The organism is Streptomyces sp. NPDC001599, assembly GCF_042893535.1.
In the GTDB taxonomy this organism is placed as follows: domain Bacteria; phylum Actinomycetota; class Actinomycetes; order Streptomycetales; family Streptomycetaceae; genus Streptomyces.
Genome location: NZ_JBIAVA010000020.1, coordinates 55851 through 78269, shown reverse-complemented (window position 1 = coordinate 78269; position 22419 = coordinate 55851). Strand labels below are relative to the sequence as shown.

The following is a 22419-nucleotide window of genomic DNA, read 5'->3' as shown; positions in this document are numbered from 1 at the left end:
CGCGCCCACCGCTCGCTCACGGGTGCATCCGCGCCCCCTTCAGCACCTTGTCCACCGCGTTCTTCGGGCCGTACACCGCGAGACCCACCAGGTCCAGGTCCGCCGTCGCCACGGCCCGTACCGCCGCGCGGTTGTCGCGGTCGTTGCCCGTGGTGAAGAGGTCGGAGGTGAACAGGGCGCGGGGCAGGGCGCGGGACAGTACGCGCGCGTGGGCGGTCGTCAGCGTCTCCTTCGTGCCCTCGAAGACCAGCACCGGCTGGCGGAACATCGGCAGGTAGCCGACGGCGTCCGCGTCCTCGTAGGGCTCCCCGATCACCTCGGGGAACTGCTTGCCCAGGCCGCTGACCAGGAACGCCGTGACGTTGAGGCGCTGCCAGGTCTCCAGGTCCTCGCGCAGCAGTACGGCGATCTTGGTGTCGAAGCGGACGGGGGTCTCGGCCCCGGGAGTCTCCGGGGCTGCTTCGTGCGTGCTCATACCGTGAGACTGCCGACCCGCACCCCGCCCGGTCTTGTACGTTTTTTGCATGGCCGGCCAGCGCAACGACCAGCGGAAGGACGAACGCAGCGTCTCCGCGTGGCGGCCCCGCGTCCCGGGCGTCGTCGAGGTCTTCCACGCCCACTACACCGAGTACGCCTATCCGATGCACGTCCACGACGCCTGGACGCTGCTCATCGTCGACGACGGCGCCGTGCGGTACGACCTGGACCGGCACGAGCACGGCACCCCGCACGACACGGTGTCGCTGCTGCCGCCGCACGTGCCGCACAACGGCTCCCCGGCGACCCCGGACGGCTTCCGCAAGCGCGTCCTGTACCTGGACGCCTCCCGTCTGGGCGACGAGCTGATCGGACCGGCGGTGGACGCGCCCGACCTGCGGGACCCGGTGCTGCGGCGGCGGGTCGGGCAGGTGCACGCCGCGCTCACGCTGCCGGGCGACGAGCTGGAGGCGGAGAGCCGGCTGACCCTGATCGGCGACCGGCTGCGCGAGCATCTGCGGCCCGGGACCGGCTCGCCCGGCGCCCGCCGGGACCCCGTGCTCGCCCGGCGACTGCGGGAGCTGCTCGACGAGCGGGTCGTCCCGGGGATCGGGCTGGAGGAGGCGGCCGCGCTCGTGCCCGCGCATCCGGCGCACCTCGTACGGGCGTTCAGCGGCGCGTACGGCATCGCGCCGCACCAGTACCTGATGTCCCGGCGGGTCGACCGGGCCCGGCGGCTGCTGCTGGCCGGACGGGCCCCGGCGGACGTGGCGGGCGCCACCGGGTTCTACGACCAGGCCCATCTGACCCGGCACTTCAAGCGGTTGGTGGGGGTCACGCCGGGGCGGTACCGGGCGAGCGGCACTCGGACCTGACGCCCATGGCCGTCCCACGGCGTCCGATCAGTCGGCGGAGCGCTCGATCAGGTGCTGGAACGCCTCCAGGTTCCGCGTCGACTCGCCGCGCGCGGTGCGCCACTCGTACTCCTTGCGGATGGCGGAGGCGAAGCCCAGCTCCAGCAGGGTGTTGAAGGCGCCGTCGGCGGCCTCCAGGACCTGGCCGAGGAGGCGGTCGATCTCGTCGGGGGTGACGGAGGCCAGGGGGAGTTTCGCGGTGACGTAGATGTCGCCGAGGCGGTCGACGGCGTAACCGATGCCGTAGAGCTTGAGGTTGCGTTCCAGCAGCCAGCGGTGGACGGCCGGTTCGTTCTCGTCGGGGTGGCGGACGACGAAGGCGTTGAGGGAGAGCGAGTGCCGGCCCACGAGGAGGGAGACCGTCGTCGACAGCTTGCGGGTGCCGGGGAGCTTGACGACGTAGGTGCCGGGCTCGGGGCTCTCCCACTCCAGCTCGGCGTCCTTCAGCGCCTCCTCGAGGACCTGCGCTGCCTTGTGCTGTGGTGCCTCAGCCATGGTGCGAGCGTACGCGACGGCGGTGCGACTGGATCGCGGCCGTGTAGACGTCGGCGGTGGTGGCGGCGGCGCTGTCCCAGCCGAAGGACTGGGCGTGCCGGGCGGCGGCGTCGCCCATGCGGGGCGTCAGCTCGGGGTTGTCGGCGAAATCGCGCAGCACGCGCGCGTACTCGGCGGGATCGTGGCCGTGGACGAGGCGGCCGGTGTGTCCGTCGCGCACCGCGACCGGCAGGCCGCCGACCGCGGCGGCGAGCACCGGCGTACCGGCCGCCTGGGCCTCTATGGCCACCAGGCCGAAGGACTCGCTGTAGGACGGCATGACCAGCACGGACGCGGCCCGGAACCAGTCGGCGAGCTGTTCCTGGCCGACGGGCGGGCGGAAGCGTACGACGTCGGCGATGCCGAGCCGCGCGGCGAGTTTCTGCAGGCCCTCCGGCTTGGCGAGGCCGCTGCCGCTGGGGCCGCCGACGACGGGGACGACGATGCGGGAGCGCAGCTCGGGGCGTTCGTCGAGGAGCACGGCGACGGCGCGCAGCAGGATGTCCGGCGCCTTCAGGGGCTGTATGCGGCCCGCGAAGAGCGGGATCAGCGCGTCCTGGGGCAGGCCGAGGCGGGCGCGGGCGGCGGCGCGGGCGTTGCCGTGCTGTCCCGGGCCGGGCACGCGGCCCTTGGGGAAGGGGCGGAACCGCTCCAGGTTCACGCCGGGGTGGACGACGGCGACCTTGTCGGGGTCGGCGGCGTAGTGGCGGACGAGTTCGTCGGCCTCTTCCGCCGTGTTGGCGATGAGCCGGTCCGAGGCGGCGACGATCTGGGTCTCGCCGATGACGCGGGCGGCCGGTTCGGGGGTGTCGCCGTCGGCCAGGTTGGCGTTCTTGACCTTGGCCATGGTGTGCATGGCGTGCACCAGGGGCGCGCCCCAGCGCTGGGCGGCGAGCCAGCCGACGTGGCCGGAGAGCCAGTAGTGGGAGTGCACGAGGTCGTAGTGGCCGGGGCGGTGACCGGCCCAGGCCTGCATCACACCGTGCGTGAAGGCGCAGAGCTGGGCGGGCAGCTCCTCCTTGGCCAGCCCCTCGTACGGGCCCGCGTCGACGTGCCGGACGAGGACGCCGGGGGCCAGTTCGACGGCGGGCGGGAGGGCGGCGGTGGTCGCCCGGGTGAAGATCTCGACCTCGATGTTGATCGCGGCGAGGCGCTGCGCCAGCTCCACGATGTAGACGTTCATGCCTCCGGCGTCGCCGGTGCCGGGCTGGTGGAGCGGTGAGGTGTGCACGGAGAGCATGGCGACGCGGCGGGGCTTTCGATTCAGCCTCAGCCGCGGCGAGGCCGCCGGTGAGCGACGCCCGAGCCTGCTGACGTACTGGCTCACGAGCCGATCCTCCTCGCTGCGGGCATGCCGGTCGGAGGACCTGGGTCGCCCTCCAAGGGGTGGGAACACCGGACGGGCGGTACTCCATTCCGGTTTTCCGACCTTTGCCGAATCATTACCGCTGGTCGCTCAACCGTTCGAGAGCCCTTCGGGTCCCCCCGCCCGCCGGTGGTGTGCGGGTACCACCATTCCGCGGCCGAATGCCGGACGCCGGCCGCATATCCTCGTAGGCATGCCACCCCGCGCCACCGCCGCCCGCCCCGTGGGCACGGTCACGCGCGGGACGACGAACCCCAACCGGCTGCGCCGCATGGACCGCTGGATCGCGGCGTCGCACGGTGCCGAACTGCGCCGCGCCGCCGACCCGGTCGCCGTCGACCTCGGCTACGGCGCGGCGCCCTGGACCGCCGTCGAACTGCTGCACCGTCTGCGCACGGCCGCTCCGCACGCGCGCGTGGTGGGCGTCGAGATCGACCCGGCCCGGGTGGCGGCGGCCCGGCCGTACGCGTGCGCGGGGCTCGATTTCCGGCACGGCGGCTTCGAGGTCCCCGTCTCCCCGCCCCCGCTGCTGATCCGCGCGGCGAACGTGCTGCGCCAGTACGACGAGGGCGAGGTCGCCGCCGTCTGGCGGCGGCTGTGCGCGCGGCTCGCACCGGCGTCGGAGCACTCGCGCGGCGGGCTGCTGGTCGAGGGGACGTGCGACGAGATCGGGCGCCGGCACGTGTGGGTGGCGCTCGGGCCCGAGGGGCCGCGCACGGTCACCTTCGCGACCCGGCTCGGCTCCCTGGACCGCCCCTCCGACCTGGCCGAACGGCTGCCGAAGGCGCTCATCCACCGCAATGTCCCCGGCGAGCCCGTGCACGCCTTCCTGCGCGACTTCGACCGCGCCTGGGCCGCCGCCGCGCCCTACGCCTCGTACGGGGCCCGGCAGCGCTGGATGCGGGCGGTGCGGGACCTGACGGCCGACTGGCCGGTGACGGACGGCCCGGTGCGGTGGCGGCAGGGCGAAGTGACGGTGCGGTGGGAGGCGTTGGCACCCCGCGCCTGAGCCGACGGCACGGACCGGGGGCGCCCCCGACCGGGAACGATCTCCGTGCGGCGTTCGTCACACCCCCACGGAAGCAAACGCAGGAAGCAAACGCAGGATGCGACCGAGGGAAGCAATCGAGGGGAAGCGGGAGGAATGCACGGCCTCTGTCGCTTTTCGCGTCGGCATGGCACGATCCCCCGAGCGGGCTATGTTACTGACGGTTAATCAGGTTGGGGGCGAGGTATGCGTACGGGGATGCGTGGCCTGACGACGGCTGCCGTGACCGTGGTCTGCGCGATCACCGTGCTGGCGGCACCGGGCACGGCGTTCGCCGACCCGGGCCCCTCGGCCTCGTCGTCACCGTCGCCCTCACCGTCGGCGGCGGCCGGCGCCCCGGCCGCCGCACCCGGCAAGGGCAAGGACCTGGAGGCCGTGCGCAAGAAGCTCGACAAGCTCTACCGCGCGGCGGCCTCGGCCACGGAGGAGTACAACGCCGCCGAGGAGAAGGCCGAGAAGCAGAACGCCGAGATCGTCGAGCTGGCCAAGAAGATCGTCAAGGGCCAGGAGAAGCTGGACGGCCTCAAGGACCGCGCGGGAGCCGCGGCCCGCTCCCAGTACCGCACCGGCGGCCTGCCCGACGGGGCGAAGCTCATCCTGAGCGACGACCCCGAGGACTTCCTCGACGGCACCGGCCGGGTGATCCAGGGCCAGCGCGCCACCAAGGGCCTGCTCGGCGAGCTGACCCGCGCCCAGCGGGACCTGAAGGCCTACGCGGCGGACGCCTCCGCCCGCTTCAAGGAGCTGGAGGCGAACCGCAGGGCCAAGGCCACCGCCCAGAAGAAGATCGAGAAGCAGATCGCGGCGGCCGAGAAGCTGGAGTCCGAGCTGGAGAAGGAGGAGAAGGAGCGCCTCGCCCGGCTGGAGCGCGAGGCGCAGGCCAAGGCGCAGACCGCCTGGCTCGACTCCGGCATCCTGAAGGACCTCGACACCGGGGCGACCGAGCGGGGCCGCAAGGCGGTCGAGTACGCCACCGCCCAGATCGGCAAGCCGTACCAGTGGGGTGCCGAGGGCCCGAAGTCCTACGACTGCTCCGGCCTGACCTCGCAGGCCTGGGTGTCGGCCGGACAGACGATCCCGCGCACCTCGCAGCAGCAGTGGAAGCAGCTCAGGCACGTCGACGTCGAGGACATGCGCCCCGGCGACCTGATCATCTACTTCGACGACGCCAGCCACGTCGGCATGTACGTCGGCGACGGCTCCATGGTGCACGCCCCGCGTCCGGGGCGCTCGATCACCCTCGCGGGCGCGGGCTCGATGCCGATCCTCGGCGTGGTCCGCCCGGACACGGCCCCGGAGCGGGCGTCCACCCCCAAGGAGTGACGCGGGCCACGTGACCGGCGCCGGGTGCGTGAGACGGGCCACGTGACCCAGTCCACGCCCGGCGCCCGCCCCGCGTGACCTTCGTCATCCCCGCCCCCGGGCCGACGTGTCCAACTGCGGGGGAAAACGCGGCATATGACAGTGGCCGATGGCCGCCCGACGTGTTCTGGACCATTCCGCAGCGGTGCGGTCACCCGCTATGGTCCCCGTCGGTGGGTCGAGGTCCCTCGCCCCGCCATGCCCTCGGGGGGAGGGAAGGAAACCAAGACGATGCCCGTACCCGTACCGCGGCAGAGGGCGATCCCGGCCGTGGAGTGTGGTCAGGCGCCCGCCGCGTCTCCGGACAGCGGCCCTTCCAAGGAACAGGCCCCGCCCGGGACGCCCCAGGCCGAGAACGCCGCCACCCGGCGAGAGAACACCCGAGAGAACCCCACGGAGAAGCGCGAGAAGCCCACGGACACCAGCACGGAGACCAGCACGGAGACCAGCCCCGGCACCGACCGGACGCCCGCCGTCCGGACCGAGAGCGCTGCCCCCACGAACCTGACGGTGCTGCTGATCGAGGACGATCCGGCCGGCTCGCCGATCGTGCCCGACCTGATCGACCAGGCCGGCAAGCCGATCCGCGTCCGTACCGCACGCAACCTCACCGAGGCCGGGCGGCTGCTGACCGACGACGTCCACTGCATCCTGCTGGACCTCGCCCTGTCGGTCCCCGCCCCGGCCCGCCCGAGCGGCGAGGGCACCGGTGACGGTGAAGGCGGCGGCGAGGACAGCGACGAGCTGGCGGTGCTCCGGCACGTCCTGGAGCTGGCGCCCCGGCACGCCGTGCTCGCGCTCACCTCCTCCAGCGACGCCGAGCGCGGCGCCGAGGCGGTGGCGGTCGGCGCGCAGGACTACCTGTTCCGCGACGAGCTGGACGGCCGCCTGCTGAGCCGGGCGATCCGCTACGCCGTCGAGCGCAAGCGGTCCGACTCGGCGGAGCGGCGGCTGGCCGAGGGCAGGCTCCGGGCCCAGGAGAACCGTCGTCTGGAGCGCGGCCTGCTGCCGACCCCGCTGCTGGCCGGCTCCCCGCTGCGCTTCGCCGCCCGCTACCGCCCGGGCCGCTCGCGCGCGCTGCTGGGCGGCGACTTCTACGACGTCGTGCGCACCCCGGACGGCACCGTGCACGCCATGATCGGCGACGTCTGCGGGCACGGCCCGGACGAGGCGGCGCTCGGCGTGGAGCTGCGGATCGCCTGGCGGGCGCTGACGCTGGCGGGGCTGTGCGGCGACGAGCTGCTCGGCACGCTCCAGCAGGTGCTGGAGCACGAGCGCTCGGACGACGAGATCTTCGCGACGCTGTGCGCCGTGGACATCTCCCCGGACGGCCGCCGCGCGGGCCTGTGCCTGGCCGGACACCCGTCCCCGCTGCTCAGCCGCCCGGGCATGCCCGCACGGCTGCTGCCCTACGACAACAACGGCCCGGCGCTGGGGCTGCTGCCGGGCGCCCGCTGGCCGCGGATGCAGGTGGAGCTGGGCGCCGAGTGGAGCCTGATGCTGTACACCGACGGCCTGATCGAGGGCCACGTCGGCGGGGGCCGGGAGCGGCTCGGCCAGGACGGCATGGTGGAGCTGGTCCGCCGCCAGCGTGCCGAGGGTCTGACCGGCGAGGAGCTGCTGCGGGCGACCGTCAACGAGGTCCGCGAGCTCAACGGCGGCGAGCTGGCCGACGACCTGGCCGTGGTCCTGCTGGACCGGACGGCCTGAGCCGCCCGGTCCCGGAGACCACCCGCGCGGGTGCTCCCGTCAGCGTCCGCCGTTGTACGGGCCGTACGGACCGTCGCTGCTGGAGCCGCGGCGGCTGCTGCGGCCGCCGCCGGACAGACCGCGCAGCGCCGGCCGTACGTCGACCATGTACACGATCGTCGCGATGAGGCCGATGATCGGCAGGAACGACAGGATGTTGAAGATCAGGTTCACCACGAAGGCGAGCCCGAGGATGATCAGCCAGAAGGGCTTGGTCTTCTTGTCGGCCGCGCGGTAGGCGTCCTCGCGGCGCGTGGCGGCGTCGATCAAAGCGAAGCCGCTGAAAAGGATCAGGGCGATGCTCAGCAGCCACATGAAGCCTGCGAACCCCTGCATCAGCACAACGTCCACCACCAGAATCGCATCGTCATTACGCGGTCACCGTACCCGCAGAACGAGCCGGACACCCCAAGGGTGCCCGGCCCGCTCCCCGCTCCTCGCGCCCTGCCCTACTTGGCGGGCGGCGTCGTCTTCTTCGCGGTGGTGCTCTTCTTCGCCGGGGCCTTGCGCGGGGCGGGCGTCTTCTTCGCCGCCGCGGACTTGTCCTCGGTGACCCGGACCGGCTCGGACTTGGCCGTCGCCGGCTTGGGCGCCGCGGGCTTGGCCGGGGCGGGCTTGGCCGGCTCGACGGCGACCGCGAAGTCCTCCACGTCCTCGGCGAGGTCCTCGATGCCGTCGGCGGCCTGGCCGCGCCAGGTGCGCACCGCGTGCTCGCCGCGCTCGGCGACCTTCTCGTAGGTCTCCCGGGCCTTGACGGCGTACTCGGCGGCCACGCCGACGGACCGCAGCGCGAGGTCCTGGGCGGTCTCGCCCAGCTTCTTGAAGTCGGCGTCGAGGGAGCCGAACAGCTCGTTGGCCTTGGCCTGGAGGCTGCCCTGGGTCTCCTTGACGCGGGCCGTCGCCTTCTCCTGGACGGCCTTCGGGTCGGTGTTGCGTACGGCGTCGATCCGCGCCGGGGCCTCCGCGCGCAGCTGCTCCACCAGCACCGGCACCTTCTTGGCCTGCTGGAAGGCGAGGTCGGCGGTGCCCGCGGCGAAGTAGAGCGGGGTGGGGTCGCTGAAGGTCTTGCGCAGGTCGTCGGTGATGGCCATGGTGATGGTCCTCCGGAATTGCCTATGAGTGAGGGTTTTGTGTCGTTCCAGCCCCGTCGACGGCGATGTCGGCGTCGGCGCCCGGCTCCGCGTCGGCCCCGAACCCGTTCTCCTTGCGGAAGGACTCGTAGACCTGGAGCAGCACCTGCTTCTGGCGCTCGTTCAGCGAGGGGTCGGCGAGGATGACCGCACGCGTCTCCACGTCCTCCCGGTCCCGCTCCGCGTCGAGGATCCCCGCGCGGACGTACAGCGTCTCGGCGGAGATCCGCAGCGCCTTGGCGACCTGCTGGAGCACCTCCGCGCTCGGCTTGCGCAGCCCGCGCTCGATCTGGCTCAGGTACGGGTTGGACACGCCCGCGGCGTCGGCGAGCTGCCGGAGCGACAGCTGCGCGTTGCGCCGCTGCTCGCGCAGGTACTCACCGAGATTGCCGACGTTGAGCGATGCCATGCCTCCACCATGCAGCACCGCGCTAACTATTGCAAGCACCCTGCTTGCAAGAGTGTCTCCCGCTGCGGCCCGCAGGCGCTGAGGCCGACCACGGGCAGGTGTCGTATGTGCACGACACCTGTCGTCTTCCGCGTGCGGCCTCCCGGTGCGGGTGCTTGGGGGGCCAGCCTCCGCGAGTCGCCGAGAAACGGCGTTGTCGGTGGGCTCTGCCAGGGTGTGGTTCGTGGATGAATGGGTGGAGCGTGTCGACGATCAGGATCGTGTGCTGGGGGTGGCGGTCAGCCGTCGGGAGGCCGTGCGGGAGGGTTGGCTGCATCGGGTCGCCGTGACGGTGTGCCGTGACGAGGGTGGCCGGATCCTCGTCCACCGGCGGTCGGAGCAGGTGTCGCGCTACCCCGGGTTCTACGAGGTCGAGGTCGGGGGTGCAGCAAACGTCGGCGAGTCCTATGAACAGGCCGCCGCGCGGGAGCTGGCCGAAGAGCTGGGCATTCGTGCGCTGCCGCGCCTGCTGTTCACGTTCATCAACCGCAGCGGTGTGAGCCCTCACTGGCTCGGCGTGCACGAAGCCGTGGTGCCGGACGCCGTGGTCCCCGATCCCGACGAGGTCGCCTGGCACGGCTGGCTGACCGAGCCGGAGCTGCGGTCGGCCCTGCTGGAGTGGCGCTTCACCCCCGACAGCCACGAAGCGTTCAGCCGGTATCTCGCGTTCCGGACCGCGCAGTCCTGACCTTGCCCGCGATCGCGGTCTGGGCTCAGGCACGGCTCCGGTCCCCGTACCCACTTTTTTGTGCGTACTGGGCAACGCGCCGCGCCCGTCGGAGACTGAGGGGGCAGGCGGGCGTCAGGAAGGCGTGCGGACGGCGGCCTCCGGTCCCGTCAGCCGGTCCAGGCGGCGGTGGCCCCAGTCGGAGAGGGGGGAAAGGGCCTCGGCGAGATCGCGGCCGAACGCGGTCAGCGAGTACTCGGTCCGCAGCGGCAGCTCGTCGTACACCCGTCGGTCCACCAGGCCGTCCGCCTCCATCTCGCGCAGCGCCTGCGTCAGCACCTTCTCGGTGAGTCCCGGCGCCCTCCGGCGCAGTTCGGCCGGGCGGTGCGGGCCGGACTCCAGCAGCCACAGCAGCGTGGTCTTCCACTTGCCCTCGATCACGGCGATCGCGGCGGTCACCCCGCAGACGTTCGGATCGTGGCGCCGGTGTGCCATGAGGTGCCCCCTTCATCAGCAATTGTTCCTCACGTTACGGGAGTTGAAGCATGTCCGCACACACCGGGCGGCCCGTTGCCGTCACCGCCGTCACCGTCGTCGGCCTGGGTCCGATGGGCCGGGCGCTGGCCGCCGCGTTCGTGGCCGCTGGGGTGGCCACCACCGTCTGGAACCGCACGCCGGGGCGGGACGCCGAGCTGGTCGCGGCGGGCGCGGTCGCCGCCGCGTCGGCCGAGGAGGCGGTCGCCGCCTCGCCGCTGACGGTCGTCTGCGTGGTGAACTACGACGCCTCGGACGCCGTGCTGCGCCAGGAGGCCGTCACCGCCGCGCTCAAGGGCCGGACGGTCGTGAACCTGAGCGCCGACACCCCCGGGCGCGCCCGGGACACGGCCGAGTGGGCCGCCCGGCACGGCGTCCGCTACCTGGACGGCGCGATCATGACCCCGGCCCCGACCATCGGCACGGACGACGGCGTGTTCCTGCACAGCGGCCCCGAGGAGCTGTACGAGGAGCACCGGCCGGTGCTGGCGGCGCTCGGCGGCACCCACACCCACCTGGGCGAGGACCCCGGACGGGCGGCGGCCTACGACATCGCGCTGCTCGACGTCTTCTGGACGGCGATGGCGGGCTACGTGCACGCCCTCGCGGTGGCCCGGGCGGAGGGCGTCACCGGCGCGGAACTCGCGCCGTTCGCGCACGGCATCGCCGCGATCCTGCCGCCGCTGTTCACGGAGTTCGCCGCCGGCACGGACGCCGGTACGTACTCGGGCGCGATCAACCCGGTCACCTCGGCCGTCTCGACCATGGCGCACGTCGTCCACGCCGCCGAGGCGCACGGCATCGACACGAGCCTGATGCGGGTGATCGAGGGACAGGCCCGCCGGGTCGTCGCGCGGGGGCACGGCTCCGACGGCTACACCCGGGTCGCGGACGTGATCACCGGGCGCTGACCCGGGGCGGGGGACCGGTGCGGGGAACCGGTGCGGGGAACCGGTGCGGGGAACCGGTGCGGGGAACCGGTGCGGGGAACCGGTGCGCCGGAACGGGCGAGGGGAGCGAGCCCGTCAGAACGGCAGGGGCCGCGCGTGGACCACGTCCAGCCGGGACACCGCGCGGGTGAGCACCACGTAGAGCCGGTGCAGGCCCCGACCCCCGGGGCCCTCCGCCGCCGCGATCGCCGCCGGTTCGACGGCGACGACGTGGTCGTACTCCAGGCCCTTGACCACGCTCGCCGGCACGACGGCCACCCGGGAGTCCAGCTCCTCGGGCCCGGCCGCCGCGATGCCGGCCGCGTCGAGGGCGGCCCGCAGCCCCGGCACGTCCGGGTCGGCGGCGACGACACCCACCGAGCCCTCCCGGGTGACCGCGTGCCGTACGGCGTCCACGACCGCCTCCGGCACGGTACCGGGGGCGGCCTCGCGCAGGGTCAACTCGCCGTCGCCGCGCAGCGAGCGGGCCGGCGGCACGTCCACGCCGAGCCGCGCGAGCAGCCGGTTGGTGAGGCCCACCACCTCCTTCGGCACCCGGAATCCGGTGGTCAGCGGCACCACGGCCGCGTCCGGACGGCCCAGGTGGGAGAGGACGGTCCGCCACGAGCGCGCGGCCCACGGCGTGGTCCCCTGGGCGAGGTCGCCGAGGACGGTGAGCGAACCGAAGGCCGACCTGCGGGCGATGGCCCGGCACTCCATCGGGGACAGGTCCTGGGCCTCGTCCACGACGATGTGGCCGTACCCCTCGGGGTGTTCGAGGAGTCCGGCGACCTCGTCGAGGAGGAGCAGGTCGGCGGCGGACCAGCGCGCCGACTTCCACGACCGCGGTGCCCGCCCCGTCCACCGCAGGGCCTGCTGTTCCTCCTGGTCCAGCAGCCCGTCGGCGGCGCGGGCCAGCACTGCGGGGTCGCCGAGCAGCGGCGCGACGACCTCTTCGGGGCGCACCCGGGGCCATACGGCGTCGAGGGCCGCGCCGACCGGGCGGCACCGTTCGACGCGGCGCAGCCAGGCGTTGCTCTGCGGCCCGGCGCGCCGTTCGGCCCTTTCCCGGACGTACCGCACGATCCGGGCCCTGACCCGCTCGCGCCCGACACCGTACGGCGGCTCCTCCTCCCGGACCTCGGCGACGATGCGGGCCAGCGCCTCGGCCGGGACCCGCCAGCGGTAGGAGCCGTCCGGCACGGCGAGGTCGCCCGCGGCGCCCGGGTCCACGCGCGCGTACAGGGCGCGGCGCAGCACCTCGGCGGTCCGGGCGTCGTGCTTGAGGGCGGCGGCCGGTGCGTCGTCGGTGCGGGTGACCGGGTGCCGGGCGATCTCCCGGTCCAGCGTGGACTGCCGTACGCCGCTCTCGCCGAGGGCGGGGAGCACCTCGGCGATGTAGGAGAGGAAGGTCGGGTTCGGGCCGAGGATCAGCAGTCCGCCGCGCCGGATGCGCTGCGGGTGGGTGTAGAGGAGGTACGCGGCCCGGTGCAGGCCGACGGCGGTCTTGCCGGTGCCCGGGGCGCCCTGGACGCAGACGGTGGCGCCGAGAGCGGCGCGGACCAGGTCGTCCTGCTCGGGCTGGATGGTGGCGGCGATGTCCCGCATGGGTCCGACGCGGGGCCGTTCGATCTCCCGCGCGACGATGACGCCGGCCCGGGACTCGCCCCGGCCGAGGTGCTCGTCCTCCATGCCGGTGAGGTCGGCGGCGTCGCCGCGGCTGCCGGGCGCCCAGCCGAAGCGGCGGCGGACGGCCACGCCGCGGGGGTCTCCCGCGGTGGCCTGGTAGAAGGCGCGGGAGACGGGGGCGCGCCAGTCGACGACGAGGGGCGGGGCGGCCGGGTGCTCGCTGATCCGCAGCCGGCCGATGTGCAGCGCCCGCCCGGCATCCTCTGCCTGGGCGAAGTCGAGCCGTCCGAAGAACAGCGGGCCCTCGGGCAGTTCTCGCATCTCCTTGGCCCGGCTGCGCAGCCGGTACCCGAGGACCTCGGCGTCGGCACCGGAGGCGGAGACGTCCTCGCCGGTGACGGCGTGGTCCTGGGCGCCCTCGACCATCGCGGTGAGGACGGTCCGGCAGTGTTCGTGGTGGGCGCGTTCGCGGTCGAGGGCGCGCTGGAGGGCGGTGTCGGTCGACGTCATTCCAGCAAGCATAGAGGAATGACGTTACTGAGTTACATTTTTTACGTCGTAACGAATCTGGGCAGTGCGGCGGCCAGCCCGTCGAAGGCCCGCTCCGCCGCCGCCACCGCCTCCGCCCGCACGTCCTCCACCCGTTCCCCGGCGGCGATCCGCCGCCAGTTGTCCAGCGCGAGGACCCGCTGCACGGCGATGATCTGCCCGGCCGCCAGCCTGGCCTCCAGGTCACCGCCGAGCACCTCGGCGAGCGCGGCCTCGGACCGCTCCAGCTGGGTGTGCATCCGGGCGACCAGGGCGGGGGTGCCGTAGAGCAGCCGGTGGAAGGCGAGCACGGCGGGGTGGTCGTTGAGCCCGGTCACCGGGTCGCACCGCTCAAGACCCGCCAGGAAGTGCCGCCGCAGCGCGTCGACCGGCGCGGGCAGCCCCTGTTCCGCCACCCGGGCCGCCTCGTCCTCGTGGTCGGCGATCCGGTGCAGGACCAGGTCCTCCTTGGCCGGGAAGTACCGGAAGAGCGTCGGCTTGGAGACCTCGGCCGCGGCGGCCACCTCCGCGACGGACACCGCGTCGAAGCCCTTCTCCAGGAAGAGTTCGACGGCGATGTCCGACAGGGTCCGGAACATCCGCTGCTTCTTGCGCTCGCGCAGACCGGGGGCGTTCATGCAGGCGAGCCTAGGGGGTGTCCGGCAGGGCCCCCTCCTCGTCCGGGTGCGTACGGCCCCACCGGACGAGCGCGGTACCGATCTCGGCGGGGCCGGGCACCGACTCCAGTCCGAGGGGAAGGGCCGCGCCGGTCAGGACGGTGTGCAGCCTGACGGCGGCGGCCCCGACCTCGGGACCGGCCGACCGCGCCCCGCGCCCCAGTGAGACGGCTTCGCGGACGACGTCGGTGAAGACCGACTGGGCCCGCTTGTAGCCGACGATCCGCTCCAGGTCCTCCCGCCAGCCGCGGGTGCCGCCGGGGCGCACGGCCTCGACCGTGCGGCGCCAGTGCTCCGCCACCCGGAGTCCCTGCCGGGACGGGTAGCGCATCAGGTGCAGATGGGTGGCGAGGTCGTAGAGCGGATCGCCGACCATCGCCAGTTCCCAGTCGATGGTCCACAGCCGCCGGTCCGCGTCGACGATGATGTTCTCGCGGTGCAGGTCGGCGTGGAGCAGGCAGAACGGACGTTCCCGGAGCCCGGCGACGTGCTTGCGCAGGCGCTTGAACGCGTCGCCGTCCAGCCCCAGGGCCGCGTAGAGCGAGCCGAACCGCGGCAGGTTCTCCGTATAGACGCGCTGCTCGGTGAAGCAGACGAGCCGTTCCATGAAGCCGTCGGTGTCGCCGTCCGCCGGCCGGTCCTCGGGGCTGCACCGCCGCTCCACCGGCAGCGTCCGCGCCGTGACCGCCGCCATCTCGCCGAAGAGCCGCACGATCTGCCGCGTGAACCCCTCGGGCACCGCCCGCCCGGCCCCGTGCAGGGATCCGAGGGTCCGGCCCTCGACGAACCGCTGCAGGGGCAGCCCGCCGACCTCGAAGACGTCCGGCACGCCGGTGATCCGGCCCTGAAGGGCGCGCAGCAGCTGCTCCTCCGAGACGAAGCACCGGCGGTCGAACCAGAGCAGGCCGCTGCGCGGCTCCCGGCACTTCCAGCGGGCCCCGTCCGCGGCACCCGCGGCTCCGGGCAGCGGGACCACGTACGTCTCGTGGTGGTAACCGCGCAGTGGGCCCTCGACCGCGCTTGCGTCACCGCTCACCTCGACGGCACGGAGCCGGGCGGGGGAGGCCGATTGAGGCGACATCTACCGTTTTTCTTTCGCCTTGGACCCTTGCGGAGGTGCAGGAGTGGGAAAACGGTACTCCTGTTGTCCCCCTCATCCCCGCGGAACCCCGGCGAACGCCGCCGCGCCGTCCCTCCGCACGGCGAACGGATGAGCACGTGTACGACGCCGGGGCGGGTCAGGCCCGTCCGGGTCCCGGCCCCGCCGTCTCCCACAGCAGCCTGAGGACCGGCTCCAGGGAGTCGACGACCGTGTCCGCGCCCGCCTGTTTGAGGAGCTTCGTCTTGCGTTCGTTGTGGCCGTAGCCCAGGAAGGGCACGCCGGCCCGTCGGGCGGCGGTCACGTCGGAGGCGGAGTCGCCGACCATCAGGGCCCGGGCGGGGGCGGCGCCCATCGCGCTCAGGGCGCGGTTGAGGCAGTGGGGGTCCGGCTTGAGCAGCTGCGGGTCCCCGGTGCGGCCGTAGATGTGCGGGGCGAAGCAGCCCAGCAGGTCCCGGGACTCCAGGTACTCGCCCACCACGCGGGGCGAGTTGTTGGTCGTGACCGCGAGGCCCACGCCGAGGGCGGACCAGGTGCGGATCAGGGCGTCCGCGTACGCGGTCGGCCACGCGGTGGGCACGGCCCGCCGTTCCTCCCGGGTCAGCCGTTCCTCGAACTCGGCGACCAGGTCGCTCCGCCGGTGTCTGCGGTCGACCGCGGCCAGCAGGGCGTGCGGGTCCGGGTGGACCTGCTCCTCCTGGGTGAGCAACTCCTTGAGGCCCAGCCGCTCCAGCCAGTCCACCAGTTCGCCCGCCACCCGGTCGGCGGAGTAGCCCGCGAACAGTCTGCAGATGGGGCCGTCGAAGTCCCACAGGACGACGCGGGCGCCCATGACCAGGTCCCGCAGGGCCTCGGACTGCTCGTCCGGGCCGGCCCGCTCGCTCACCGGTTCCGTCTGATCCGTATCGGAAGTCACTAGGAGAGTGTCATGTCCGTGGTGATGGTTTCCCAGAGGGCGTCGAACCACTTCTGTGATTCCTCCACGAACACCGCGTCCCGGTGACCGGTCCGCTTTAGGAACGAGAACAGCAGCGACTGGGAGCCGAGCGCGTCGTACATCTGGAGCGTCCGGCTCTCGTACTCCTCCTCGCGGCGGGTCAGCATGTAGTAGCCGAGGAGGGCCTCCTCGCCGTTGAGCAGGTACAGCTTCATCGGCGGGGTGAACGGCAGGGCGCGGAAGGCGATGCGCACGTCGACGCGGTGGGTGGAGCGCACGGCGTGCAGGTTGTGCTGGAGGACGCGGGCCTGGGCGTTGCGCATCTGGAGCCAGCGCTGGTGGACCGGGTCGTCCTCCTCGTCCTCGACCAGGACGGGGAAGGCGAGTTCGATGTCGCGGGAGGGCATCAGCACGCGGAAGTCGATCGACTCCGGGTGGATGCGGCCCTCGTGGATCAGGCGGAGCGGCTCGCTGAGGGCCAGCATCAGCGTCTCCGAGGTGTGGCACACGACGTCGACCTGGACGTGCGGTGCCGCGAACGCCTCCGCCAGGCGCGGCCCGAGCGCCACCATCGTCGGCTGCGGCTCGGCCCGCGGTGTGGCGGGCTCGGCGATGCGGGGCGGGCTGCCCTTGCTGACGTTGGTGAGCAGGCCGTCCTCCTGGAGGGCGCGCAGGGCCTGGCGGACGGTGCCGCGCTCCACGCCGAACTCCTCGGCCAGCTCGGCCTGGGTGGGCAGGCGGTCGCCCGCCCTGAGGTCTCCCCCGCGGATCCGCTCCCGCAGGACGTCGGCGATCTCCTGGGACGAGAGCCTTCTGCTGCCGTTCACGGACACGTTCTCCTGAGTCACGACCAAACGCTACAACTTCGACCTACCTATAGGGAGTTGTTTGAAACTTGTTTATAGGTAGTAGCCAAGTGGGGACAACCTAGGGAGAGTTGGTTGCCAACTTCGCTCAGTTGGCGAAAGTCTATCTTCCCGAAGGGGGGAAGGCCATGCCCGTCCTCGCCCTGGTCTCCGCGGTCTTCGTCATCGCCTTCGAGCAGATCGTCCAGTGGAAGTACGGTGCCACCGGCATCGTCGGCCTGCTCCTGCTCACCATAGGCATCAAGGCCAAGAGCCCCTCCGTCAGCTCCGCCGGAGCGGTGCTGCTGGCCCTCCTGGTCGCGGGTCCCGCACTGTGAGGGGGACGGTCAGCCCGTGAGCACCAGCTCGGAGCTGATCGTCCCCCACAGCGCCTCGAACCACAGCCGGGACTGCTTCACGAACACGCCGTCGCGCAGGCCACCGCCCTGTTCGAAGGCGAACAGCGTCGAGCGGATGCCCTCCGCGTCGTACATCTCCAGCTGCTCGTGGTCGATCTCCTGCGCGCGCCGGCCGAGGGTGTAGTACGCGAACAGGGCCTCGCTGCCGTTGAGCACGTACAGCTTCACCGGCGGGGTGAAGGGCAGTGCGCGGAAGGAGACGCGCACGTCGATGCCGTGCGTGGCGCGCAGGCTCAGCAGGTTGTGCCGGAGCACCTGTCCCTGGGCGTTGCGCATCGCCAGCCACCGCTCGTGCACCGGGCCGCCCGCCGCGCCCCCCGAGACCGCCACCGGGAAGGCGAGGTCGATGTCGCCGCTCGGCAGCAGGACGCGGACGTCGACCTTGGCCGGTTTCAGTCGCCCCGCGTGGATCTGGCTCAGCGGTTCACCGAGGGCGAGGGTGAGGGAGACGGAGGTCAGGCAGAGCGCGTCGATCTCGACGTGCTCGGCGGCGAAGGCCGCCGCGATCCGCGAGGCGAGCGCCACGGTCGTGGGCATCGGCCGCGCTTCGGGGCCGGACTGGGGGCCGTACAGGTCGGGCGCGACGGTCGCCGGGCTCCCCTTGGACACATTGGTGAGCAGACGTTCCGACTGAAGTGTGCGCAGGGCCTGGCGGACGGCACCCCGCTCCACGCCGAACTCCTCGGCCAACTGGGCCTGCGTGGGCATGCGCTGGCCCGGCCGCAGCCGACCGGACCTGATCCGGGCGCGCAGCTCGTCGGCCACCTCTCGATGTGTTGTCTGTGGCCGCTGCGGTCTCTCCCGCCCGTTGACGGGGGCGTGTTCCGGCTCCACGACCAAACCCTACAACTTCTCGCCATCTTTGGGCAGTTCGCGGAAAGGTGGTTATGAGACGCTTCCAAGCGGAGATAAGTACAGTGAAGTTGGCAGCCAACTTGAGCAACGTGGTCGAGCCTCACGGGGGTTGGCCACCACGGTGACAGGGGGTCCACCATGCCGCTCATCGCCATCGTCGTCGCGGCTCTGGCCATCGGGTTCGAGCAGCTCGTGCAGTGGAAGTACGGGCCGATGGGCATCATCGCGTTCGTCGCGCTGTCCATCGGCATCAAGGCGAAGAACACCATGATCGGCGGTGTGGGTGCGGTGATCCTCGTGATGCTGCTCGCCCAGTCCGGCTGAACCGACGTACTGACGGCCGGGCCCCCTTCCGGAGGGGAGCCGGGAGCCCGGCCGGTCAGTAGGCACCACGCACAACAGGCAGAACAAGCACAACAACCACAACCACAACTGAAGAGCACGTCGAAGAACCCGCGCTACGGATGCGCACGTCCGCCGTCACCGGAGGAAGGGAGTCACCTCAGAACATGTCCGGGCACCAAGGCCGCCTGGACGTACGCAGCAGGGCGTCGACCACACGGGCGGCGCCCGCTCGTTCTTCCCGCACCCGGCCGAGCGCGGCCAGCCGCACCGCCGACTCGTCGCCGAGCCACAGCGCGGCCAAGTCGCTCACGTCCAGCACGAAGTGGGCGCTCTCGGTGGTCGGCGCGCAGGACGCCCCGTCCGGCCCCGCCTCCAGCCGCCACCGCCCGCCGGTGAGCCCTCCCCCGTCCACGACCTCGAGGACCACCGATCCCTGCCCTTCGTACGTCCGCGCCTCCAGCGCCCGCGCGACGTCGAGGATCCGCACCCACAGCCAGTCGGCCTGCGTGGTGACGCGGGCCGCGCGCGGGTCCGGCAGGAGATGCGGGAGCAGGTCGTCCGGGGAGCGCCAGCCGCTCTTCACCGTCTGGACCCAGTCGATCGAGCACAGGTAGTGCCACAGCGCGCGCTCGGCGGCCGGGGTCACGGCGAGCAGCCAGTCCACGGTCGCCGTGTTCAGCGGCTGTTTGGCCTCGCCCCAGCGGTCGTCGGTCCGGTAGGCGGCCATGCCCTCCACCTCGCCGTCCGCCGAGCGGTACACGGCGTAGCAGGGCTCGGTCCAGCCGGAGCCGTTCCAGTCGACGACACCGGTCCGGTAACGCCACCACAGCTCGGTCCGGCTGACCGCTCCGGGCTGGGTCCGGCGCAGCCGCTCGTGCAGGTCGGGTCCGAGCCGCCGGACGTCGGCGCCGTCCACGAGGTCGATCCGGCCGCCGTCCTCCGGGGCGGCCCAGCGCGGGTCCAGACCGGCGCGGGGGACGTCGACCGTCCACTCGGTCATGGTGGTGCCGGGGCCGAAGCCGTACCGGCCGTAGATCCGGTACTCCGCCGCGATCAGGGTCGCGACGACGTCCCCGCGCTCCTTCGCCGCGGCCAGGTCCTGCGCCATCATCCGGGTGAGCAGGCCGCGGCGCCGGTGGGTCGCGGTGACGGTGACGTTGGAGATCGCGTCGGCCCGGACCGGGGCGCCGCCGACGGCCGTCAGCTCCTGGTCGAAGGACCGGAAGGTCGCCACGCACCGGTCGCCGTCGAAGGCGCCGAGCGACCGGCCGGGCACGAACTCGTGGCGGCGGGCCTCCAACTGCTCCTCGGCCACGGCGGGCGGCCGCAGGAACCCCGTGTTCAGGGCCCGGTTCCAGTCGGGGAACTCGGCCTCGGTGATGGGACGTACGTCTATCTCGGTGCGGCGGCTCATACGCTCACCGTAGATCGCCCACCCGGCTGCGTCGCGGGGATTATCGGGGTGGATCCGAGGGCCCCGACGGCCCCGAAGACCCCGAAGGCCCGGGACGTCAGAAGGACGCCCGGATATCCCCCACCTCGCGACCGCCGCCCAGCAGCGGCGCGCGCCCGATGCGCTCGACGACCGGCGCTTCCACTCCCAGCAGGGTCAGGGCGCGGGCCAGGACCGGGCCCAGGGCCCGGGTCGCGCCGTCCTCGATCTTGAAGGCGAGGGCGCGGCCGTCCGGCAGGGCCACCGCCTGTACGGCCTCGGCGCCCATCTTGGAGAGGCTGCCCGGCACCTCGCGCATCAGCCAGGTGTCGGCACGTCGGCTGCCGGCGACGTACTCGGGGTGCGCGCGCATCGCGTCGGCGACCCGGCGCTCGGCCGAACCGGGCTCGGCGGCGACGAAGGAGCGGAAGGCGCGGGCCAGCCCGACCAGGCTGATCGCCATCAGCGGCGCCCCGCACCCGTCGGTGCCGACGGCGGCGACCGGCTCGCCCGCCGCGTCCTCCACAACCCTGTGGATGACGCGCTGGAGCGGGTGCTCCGGGTCGAGATAGGTCTCCAGCGGCCAGCCCTGCTGCGCGCAGACCGCCAGCATCGCGGTGTGCTTGCCGGAGCAGTTCATGGTGACGCGGTCGGGCTCGGCGCCCGACGCCAGGTACGTCTCCCGCTCCTCGGCGTCCAGCGGCAGGTCGGGCGGGCACTGGAGCAGCGCCGGGTCCAGTCCGTACTCGTCCAGCATCTTGCGGACCAGATCACGGTGAAACGGTTCTCCGGAGTGGCTGGCGGCGGCCAGCGCCAGCCGCTCCCCCGCGAGGTCGAGGCCCGCCCGCAGCACGCCCGCCGCCTGCATCGGCTTGTTCGAGGAGCGCGGGAAGACCGGCGCCGTCACCTCGCCCAGCGCCAGCTCCACCGCCCCGTCGGTGCCCAGGACCACCAGGCTGCCCCGGTGCCGCCCCTCGACGAAGCCGGACCGGACGACCTCGGCGAGGACCGGCGGCACGACGGGCGAGAGGGCGGACGTGGGCGCGGTCTGGTTCGCATGCGACGGCTGCGGCGACTGTGACGGCTGCGACGGCTGCATCGGTTGCGACGGCTGGGGCGCGGGCATCGGCGGTGGCCTTCCGGGAACGGGCGACCCCCCGCGGCGACGGCCCGGGATCACCGGGCTCCGGAGGCGGCGCGGATGGCCGCCCCCGTGTCACACGAGCAGGTCGTCGACTTGTGCTTCCCCCTCACGGTACCGGCGTGCGATCTCCGCGCTGCAGCCGTCCGCCGTGCGCTGGAGCCGCTGCCGGCTCCGGGAGACCTGCTGCTCGTAGCGGACGAGCCGCCCCATCCCGGCGGTCAGCTCGACGTCGGTGCGGGCCGTCAGGTCGGACAGCTCCACCTCGCCCATCATCTCCGCGGCCAGCCGCCGGCACTCCTCGCTGCGCGGGGTGGCCAGCGTCACGTGCCGGGCGGAGGAGCGCTGCCTGGCGGGCGCGTCGGCGAGGATCTCGGAGAGCCGCTCCACCACCGACCCGGTCGCCGCGGTGGTGACCACCGACGACGACGGGGCCGGCCCGCGCCCCGCCAGCTCCGCGCGCAGGATGTCGATACGGCCTTGCAGCAGCCGCCGTACGTAACTGAGGTCGGCCTCCTCGCGCTGGGCGTCCCGGCGCAGCGTGCGCAGCTCCGGCAGGCTCAGCTTGGTCAGGTCCCCCTCCGGGGGATCCGCCGGCAGCTCGGGGCTGTCCGTGCGCTGCACGGGCGCCCGGGGCGCCTCCAGACCACCCAGGCCGGCCGGACCGCTCGGACCGCCCAGACCACTCGGACATGTCAACGCGGCAGTCCCGAACGACCGCCCCGTACTCGGTGTGCTCATGCGCCTCAACCGTCCCCTCGCCCGGCGTCTGGGAGCATCGTGCCACCCCAAGTGGCCGCTATGTGACCGAGTGCCCCCGATCGGCCCCGATCGGCCCCAGATGGGGGGTTCGCAGCGATAAAAACCCCGTACGGCCCCGCCCCTCCACACCCTAGGGGCGCACGGCATCATTGCGGGATGCGTGCAGTAGTGCAGAGGGTCGACGGCGCGAGCGTCGTCGTGGACGGCGAGACCGTGGGGGCGATCGACGGCGAGGGCCTGTGCGTCCTGGTCGGCGTCACCCACGACGACACCAAGGAGAAGGCGGCGCAGCTGGCCCGCAAGCTCTGGTCGGTGCGGATCCTGCACGACGAGAAGTCGTGCAGCGACCTCGACGCACCGCTGCTGGTGATCAGCCAGTTCACTCTTTACGGCGACGCCCGCAAGGGCCGCCGTCCCACCTGGAACGCCGCCGCCCCCGCTGACGTCGCCGAACCGCTGGTCGACGAGGTGGTCGCGCACCTGCGCGCGCTGGGCGCGACCGTGGCGACGGGCCGCTTCGGCGCGCAGATGCGGGTGTCCCTGACGAACGACGGCCCGTTCACGGTCCTCGTGGAGGTCTGAGCCCCGCCCT

General features: G+C 72.9%; 25 protein-coding genes. 9 read left to right on the top strand and 16 right to left on the bottom strand.

Annotation, left to right across the window (positions count from 1 at the left end; all coding sequences use genetic code 11):
* Positions 1–16: 16 nt before the first annotated feature.
* On the bottom strand, positions 17–475 hold the full coding sequence (locus ACFYZ3_RS34135; RefSeq protein ID WP_388526056.1) for a DUF2000 family protein: 459 nt from the start codon (positions 473–475) through the stop codon (positions 17–19).
* A gap of 49 nt (positions 476–524) precedes the next feature.
* Here ACFYZ3_RS34135 and ACFYZ3_RS34130 point away from each other — a divergent pair, with 49 nt between their 5' ends.
* Positions 525–1352 carry an AraC family transcriptional regulator gene (locus ACFYZ3_RS34130; protein WP_388526053.1) on the top strand — a complete coding sequence of 276 codons (828 nt, stop codon included), beginning with the start codon at positions 525–527 and terminating at the stop codon, positions 1350–1352.
* A gap of 27 nt (positions 1353–1379) precedes the next feature.
* Here the strand turns inward: ACFYZ3_RS34130 and ACFYZ3_RS34125 are convergent, their stop codons facing one another.
* Positions 1380–1886, bottom strand: a complete 507-nt coding sequence (locus tag ACFYZ3_RS34125) for a YbjN domain-containing protein (protein WP_388526050.1) — start codon at positions 1884–1886, stop codon at positions 1380–1382.
* Positions 1879–3252: a D-inositol-3-phosphate glycosyltransferase gene (gene mshA, locus ACFYZ3_RS34120; RefSeq protein WP_388526047.1), complete on the bottom strand. Its 1374-nt coding sequence runs from the start codon at positions 3250–3252 to the stop codon at positions 1879–1881. Before mshA ends, ACFYZ3_RS34125 begins: the two co-directional genes overlap by 8 nt.
* 232 nt (positions 3253–3484) lie before the next feature.
* Here mshA and ACFYZ3_RS34115 point away from each other — a divergent pair, with 232 nt between their 5' ends.
* The 3 genes from ACFYZ3_RS34115 (at position 3485) to ACFYZ3_RS34105 (ending at position 7411) form a co-directional block, all read left to right on the top strand.
* Positions 3485–4300, top strand: a complete 816-nt coding sequence (locus tag ACFYZ3_RS34115) for a class I SAM-dependent methyltransferase (RefSeq protein WP_388526044.1) — start codon at positions 3485–3487, stop codon at positions 4298–4300.
* 225 nt (positions 4301–4525) lie between these two features.
* Positions 4526–5662, top strand: coding sequence for an NlpC/P60 family protein (locus tag ACFYZ3_RS34110; protein WP_388526041.1), 1137 nt, complete (start codon positions 4526–4528; stop codon positions 5660–5662).
* A 270-nt stretch (positions 5663–5932) separates the two neighbouring features.
* Positions 5933–7411 carry a PP2C family protein-serine/threonine phosphatase gene (locus tag ACFYZ3_RS34105; RefSeq protein ID WP_388526038.1) on the top strand — a complete coding sequence of 493 codons (1479 nt, stop codon included), beginning with the start codon at positions 5933–5935 and terminating at the stop codon, positions 7409–7411.
* Positions 7412–7450: 39 nt separating this feature from the next.
* Here the strand turns inward: ACFYZ3_RS34105 and ACFYZ3_RS34100 are convergent, their stop codons facing one another.
* The 3 genes from ACFYZ3_RS34100 to ACFYZ3_RS34090 form a co-directional block, all read right to left on the bottom strand.
* The gene (locus tag ACFYZ3_RS34100; protein ID WP_030868443.1) at positions 7451–7786 is read right to left on the bottom strand and encodes a DUF2516 family protein; all 336 of its coding nucleotides are present in this window, start codon (positions 7784–7786) and stop codon (positions 7451–7453) included.
* A 113-nt stretch (positions 7787–7899) separates the two neighbouring features.
* Positions 7900–8541, bottom strand: coding sequence for a hypothetical protein (locus ACFYZ3_RS34095; protein ID WP_388526035.1), 642 nt, complete (start codon positions 8539–8541; stop codon positions 7900–7902).
* A gap of 22 nt (positions 8542–8563) precedes the next feature.
* A complete protein-coding gene (locus ACFYZ3_RS34090) occupies positions 8564–8989 on the bottom strand; it encodes a helix-turn-helix domain-containing protein (RefSeq protein ID WP_115743339.1) in 426 nt (141 codons plus the stop codon).
* A gap of 223 nt (positions 8990–9212) precedes the next feature.
* Here ACFYZ3_RS34090 and ACFYZ3_RS34085 point away from each other — a divergent pair, with 223 nt between their 5' ends.
* On the top strand, positions 9213–9716 hold the full coding sequence (locus ACFYZ3_RS34085; RefSeq protein ID WP_388526032.1) for an NUDIX hydrolase: 504 nt from the start codon (positions 9213–9215) through the stop codon (positions 9714–9716).
* A gap of 114 nt (positions 9717–9830) precedes the next feature.
* On the opposite strand, the gene ACFYZ3_RS34080 is transcribed toward ACFYZ3_RS34085, so the two are convergent.
* Positions 9831–10190: a winged helix-turn-helix transcriptional regulator gene (locus ACFYZ3_RS34080; RefSeq protein WP_388526029.1), complete on the bottom strand. Its 360-nt coding sequence runs from the start codon at positions 10188–10190 to the stop codon at positions 9831–9833.
* A gap of 50 nt (positions 10191–10240) precedes the next feature.
* Here ACFYZ3_RS34080 and ACFYZ3_RS34075 point away from each other — a divergent pair, with 50 nt between their 5' ends.
* Positions 10241–11140: an NAD(P)-dependent oxidoreductase gene (locus tag ACFYZ3_RS34075; RefSeq protein WP_388526026.1), complete on the top strand. Its 900-nt coding sequence runs from the start codon at positions 10241–10243 to the stop codon at positions 11138–11140.
* A 114-nt stretch (positions 11141–11254) separates the two neighbouring features.
* Here ACFYZ3_RS34075 and ACFYZ3_RS34070 read toward each other — a convergent pair whose 3' ends face one another.
* The 5 genes from ACFYZ3_RS34070 to ACFYZ3_RS34050 all read right to left on the bottom strand — a co-directional run bounded on the left by ACFYZ3_RS34070 (position 11255) and on the right by ACFYZ3_RS34050 (position 16882).
* Positions 11255–13297, bottom strand: coding sequence for a HelD family protein (locus tag ACFYZ3_RS34070; protein ID WP_388526024.1), 2043 nt, complete (start codon positions 13295–13297; stop codon positions 11255–11257).
* A gap of 41 nt (positions 13298–13338) precedes the next feature.
* Entirely contained in the window at positions 13339–13953 is a 615-nt protein-coding gene (locus ACFYZ3_RS34065; protein WP_388526021.1) for a TetR family transcriptional regulator, read from the bottom strand.
* A 10-nt stretch (positions 13954–13963) separates the two neighbouring features.
* A complete protein-coding gene (locus tag ACFYZ3_RS34060) occupies positions 13964–15073 on the bottom strand; it encodes a phosphotransferase (RefSeq protein ID WP_388526018.1) in 1110 nt (369 codons plus the stop codon).
* A 157-nt stretch (positions 15074–15230) separates the two neighbouring features.
* The gene (locus ACFYZ3_RS34055; RefSeq protein WP_388526015.1) at positions 15231–16007 is read right to left on the bottom strand and encodes an HAD family hydrolase; all 777 of its coding nucleotides are present in this window, start codon (positions 16005–16007) and stop codon (positions 15231–15233) included.
* Complete coding sequence (locus ACFYZ3_RS34050) at positions 16007–16882, bottom strand: winged helix-turn-helix domain-containing protein (protein ID WP_388526012.1); 876 nt, start codon at positions 16880–16882, stop codon at positions 16007–16009. The genes ACFYZ3_RS34055 and ACFYZ3_RS34050 overlap by 1 nt, the downstream gene beginning before the upstream one ends.
* Positions 16883–17022: 140 nt before the next feature.
* Between ACFYZ3_RS34050 and ACFYZ3_RS34045 the strand changes: the two genes are divergently transcribed.
* The gene (locus ACFYZ3_RS34045) at positions 17023–17211 is read left to right on the top strand and encodes a hypothetical protein (RefSeq protein WP_104635634.1); all 189 of its coding nucleotides are present in this window, start codon (positions 17023–17025) and stop codon (positions 17209–17211) included.
* A 9-nt stretch (positions 17212–17220) separates the two neighbouring features.
* Here the strand turns inward: ACFYZ3_RS34045 and ACFYZ3_RS34040 are convergent, their stop codons facing one another.
* A complete protein-coding gene (locus ACFYZ3_RS34040; protein WP_388526009.1) occupies positions 17221–18132 on the bottom strand; it encodes a FadR/GntR family transcriptional regulator in 912 nt (303 codons plus the stop codon).
* A gap of 153 nt (positions 18133–18285) precedes the next feature.
* On the opposite strand from ACFYZ3_RS34040, the gene ACFYZ3_RS34035 reads away from it, so the two are divergent.
* Positions 18286–18471 (top strand): hypothetical protein, encoded by a 186-nt coding sequence (locus ACFYZ3_RS34035; protein ID WP_003974784.1) that lies wholly within the window; start codon positions 18286–18288, stop codon positions 18469–18471.
* Positions 18472–18649: 178 nt separating this feature from the next.
* Here the strand turns inward: ACFYZ3_RS34035 and ACFYZ3_RS34030 are convergent, their stop codons facing one another.
* From ACFYZ3_RS34030 to ACFYZ3_RS34020, 3 genes are all read right to left on the bottom strand, one after another.
* Entirely contained in the window at positions 18650–19906 is a 1257-nt protein-coding gene (locus tag ACFYZ3_RS34030; protein WP_388526006.1) for a GNAT family N-acetyltransferase, read from the bottom strand.
* 97 nt (positions 19907–20003) lie between these two features.
* A complete protein-coding gene (locus ACFYZ3_RS34025) occupies positions 20004–21050 on the bottom strand; it encodes an asparaginase (protein WP_388526003.1) in 1047 nt (348 codons plus the stop codon).
* A gap of 90 nt (positions 21051–21140) precedes the next feature.
* Positions 21141–21806: an aerial mycelium formation protein gene (locus ACFYZ3_RS34020; RefSeq protein ID WP_388526000.1), complete on the bottom strand. Its 666-nt coding sequence runs from the start codon at positions 21804–21806 to the stop codon at positions 21141–21143.
* Between the two features lie 177 nt (positions 21807–21983).
* On the opposite strand from ACFYZ3_RS34020, the gene dtd reads away from it, so the two are divergent.
* Positions 21984–22409, top strand: coding sequence for a D-aminoacyl-tRNA deacylase (gene dtd / locus ACFYZ3_RS34015; protein WP_388525997.1), 426 nt, complete (start codon positions 21984–21986; stop codon positions 22407–22409).
* Positions 22410–22419 lie beyond the last annotated feature (10 nt).

Bases quoted from the DNA above. Each gene is read 5' to 3' on its own strand.
- ACFYZ3_RS34020 (WP_388526000.1), bottom strand. From the start codon at position 21,806: ATGAGCACACCGAGTACGGGGCGGTCGTTCGGGACTGCCGCGTTGACA.
- ACFYZ3_RS34090 (WP_115743339.1), bottom strand. From the start codon at position 8,989: ATGGCATCGCTCAACGTCGGCAATCTCGGTGAGTACCTGCGCGAGCAG.
- ACFYZ3_RS34060 (WP_388526018.1), bottom strand. From the start codon at position 15,073: ATGTCGCCTCAATCGGCCTCCCCCGCCCGGCTCCGTGCCGTCGAGGTG.
- ACFYZ3_RS34080 (WP_388526029.1), bottom strand. From the start codon at position 10,190: ATGGCACACCGGCGCCACGATCCGAACGTCTGCGGGGTGACCGCCGCG.
- ACFYZ3_RS34100 (WP_030868443.1), bottom strand. From the start codon at position 7,786: ATGCAGGGGTTCGCAGGCTTCATGTGGCTGCTGAGCATCGCCCTGATC.
- ACFYZ3_RS34035 (WP_003974784.1), top strand. From the start codon at position 18,286: ATGCCGCTCATCGCCATCGTCGTCGCGGCTCTGGCCATCGGGTTCGAG.
- ACFYZ3_RS34065 (WP_388526021.1), bottom strand. From the start codon at position 13,953: ATGAACGCCCCCGGTCTGCGCGAGCGCAAGAAGCAGCGGATGTTCCGG.
- ACFYZ3_RS34125 (WP_388526050.1), bottom strand. From the start codon at position 1,886: ATGGCTGAGGCACCACAGCACAAGGCAGCGCAGGTCCTCGAGGAGGCG.
- ACFYZ3_RS34130 (WP_388526053.1), top strand. From the start codon at position 525: ATGGCCGGCCAGCGCAACGACCAGCGGAAGGACGAACGCAGCGTCTCC.
- ACFYZ3_RS34135 (WP_388526056.1), bottom strand. From the start codon at position 475: ATGAGCACGCACGAAGCAGCCCCGGAGACTCCCGGGGCCGAGACCCCC.
- ACFYZ3_RS34095 (WP_388526035.1), bottom strand. From the start codon at position 8,541: ATGGCCATCACCGACGACCTGCGCAAGACCTTCAGCGACCCCACCCCG.
- dtd (WP_388525997.1), top strand. From the start codon at position 21,984: ATGCGTGCAGTAGTGCAGAGGGTCGACGGCGCGAGCGTCGTCGTGGAC.
- ACFYZ3_RS34030 (WP_388526006.1), bottom strand. From the start codon at position 19,906: ATGAGCCGCCGCACCGAGATAGACGTACGTCCCATCACCGAGGCCGAG.
- ACFYZ3_RS34105 (WP_388526038.1), top strand. From the start codon at position 5,933: ATGCCCGTACCCGTACCGCGGCAGAGGGCGATCCCGGCCGTGGAGTGT.
- ACFYZ3_RS34070 (WP_388526024.1), bottom strand. From the start codon at position 13,297: ATGACGTCGACCGACACCGCCCTCCAGCGCGCCCTCGACCGCGAACGC.
- ACFYZ3_RS34075 (WP_388526026.1), top strand. From the start codon at position 10,241: ATGTCCGCACACACCGGGCGGCCCGTTGCCGTCACCGCCGTCACCGTC.
- ACFYZ3_RS34045 (WP_104635634.1), top strand. From the start codon at position 17,023: ATGCCCGTCCTCGCCCTGGTCTCCGCGGTCTTCGTCATCGCCTTCGAG.
- ACFYZ3_RS34025 (WP_388526003.1), bottom strand. From the start codon at position 21,050: ATGCCCGCGCCCCAGCCGTCGCAACCGATGCAGCCGTCGCAGCCGTCA.
- ACFYZ3_RS34110 (WP_388526041.1), top strand. From the start codon at position 4,526: ATGCGTACGGGGATGCGTGGCCTGACGACGGCTGCCGTGACCGTGGTC.
- ACFYZ3_RS34115 (WP_388526044.1), top strand. From the start codon at position 3,485: ATGCCACCCCGCGCCACCGCCGCCCGCCCCGTGGGCACGGTCACGCGC.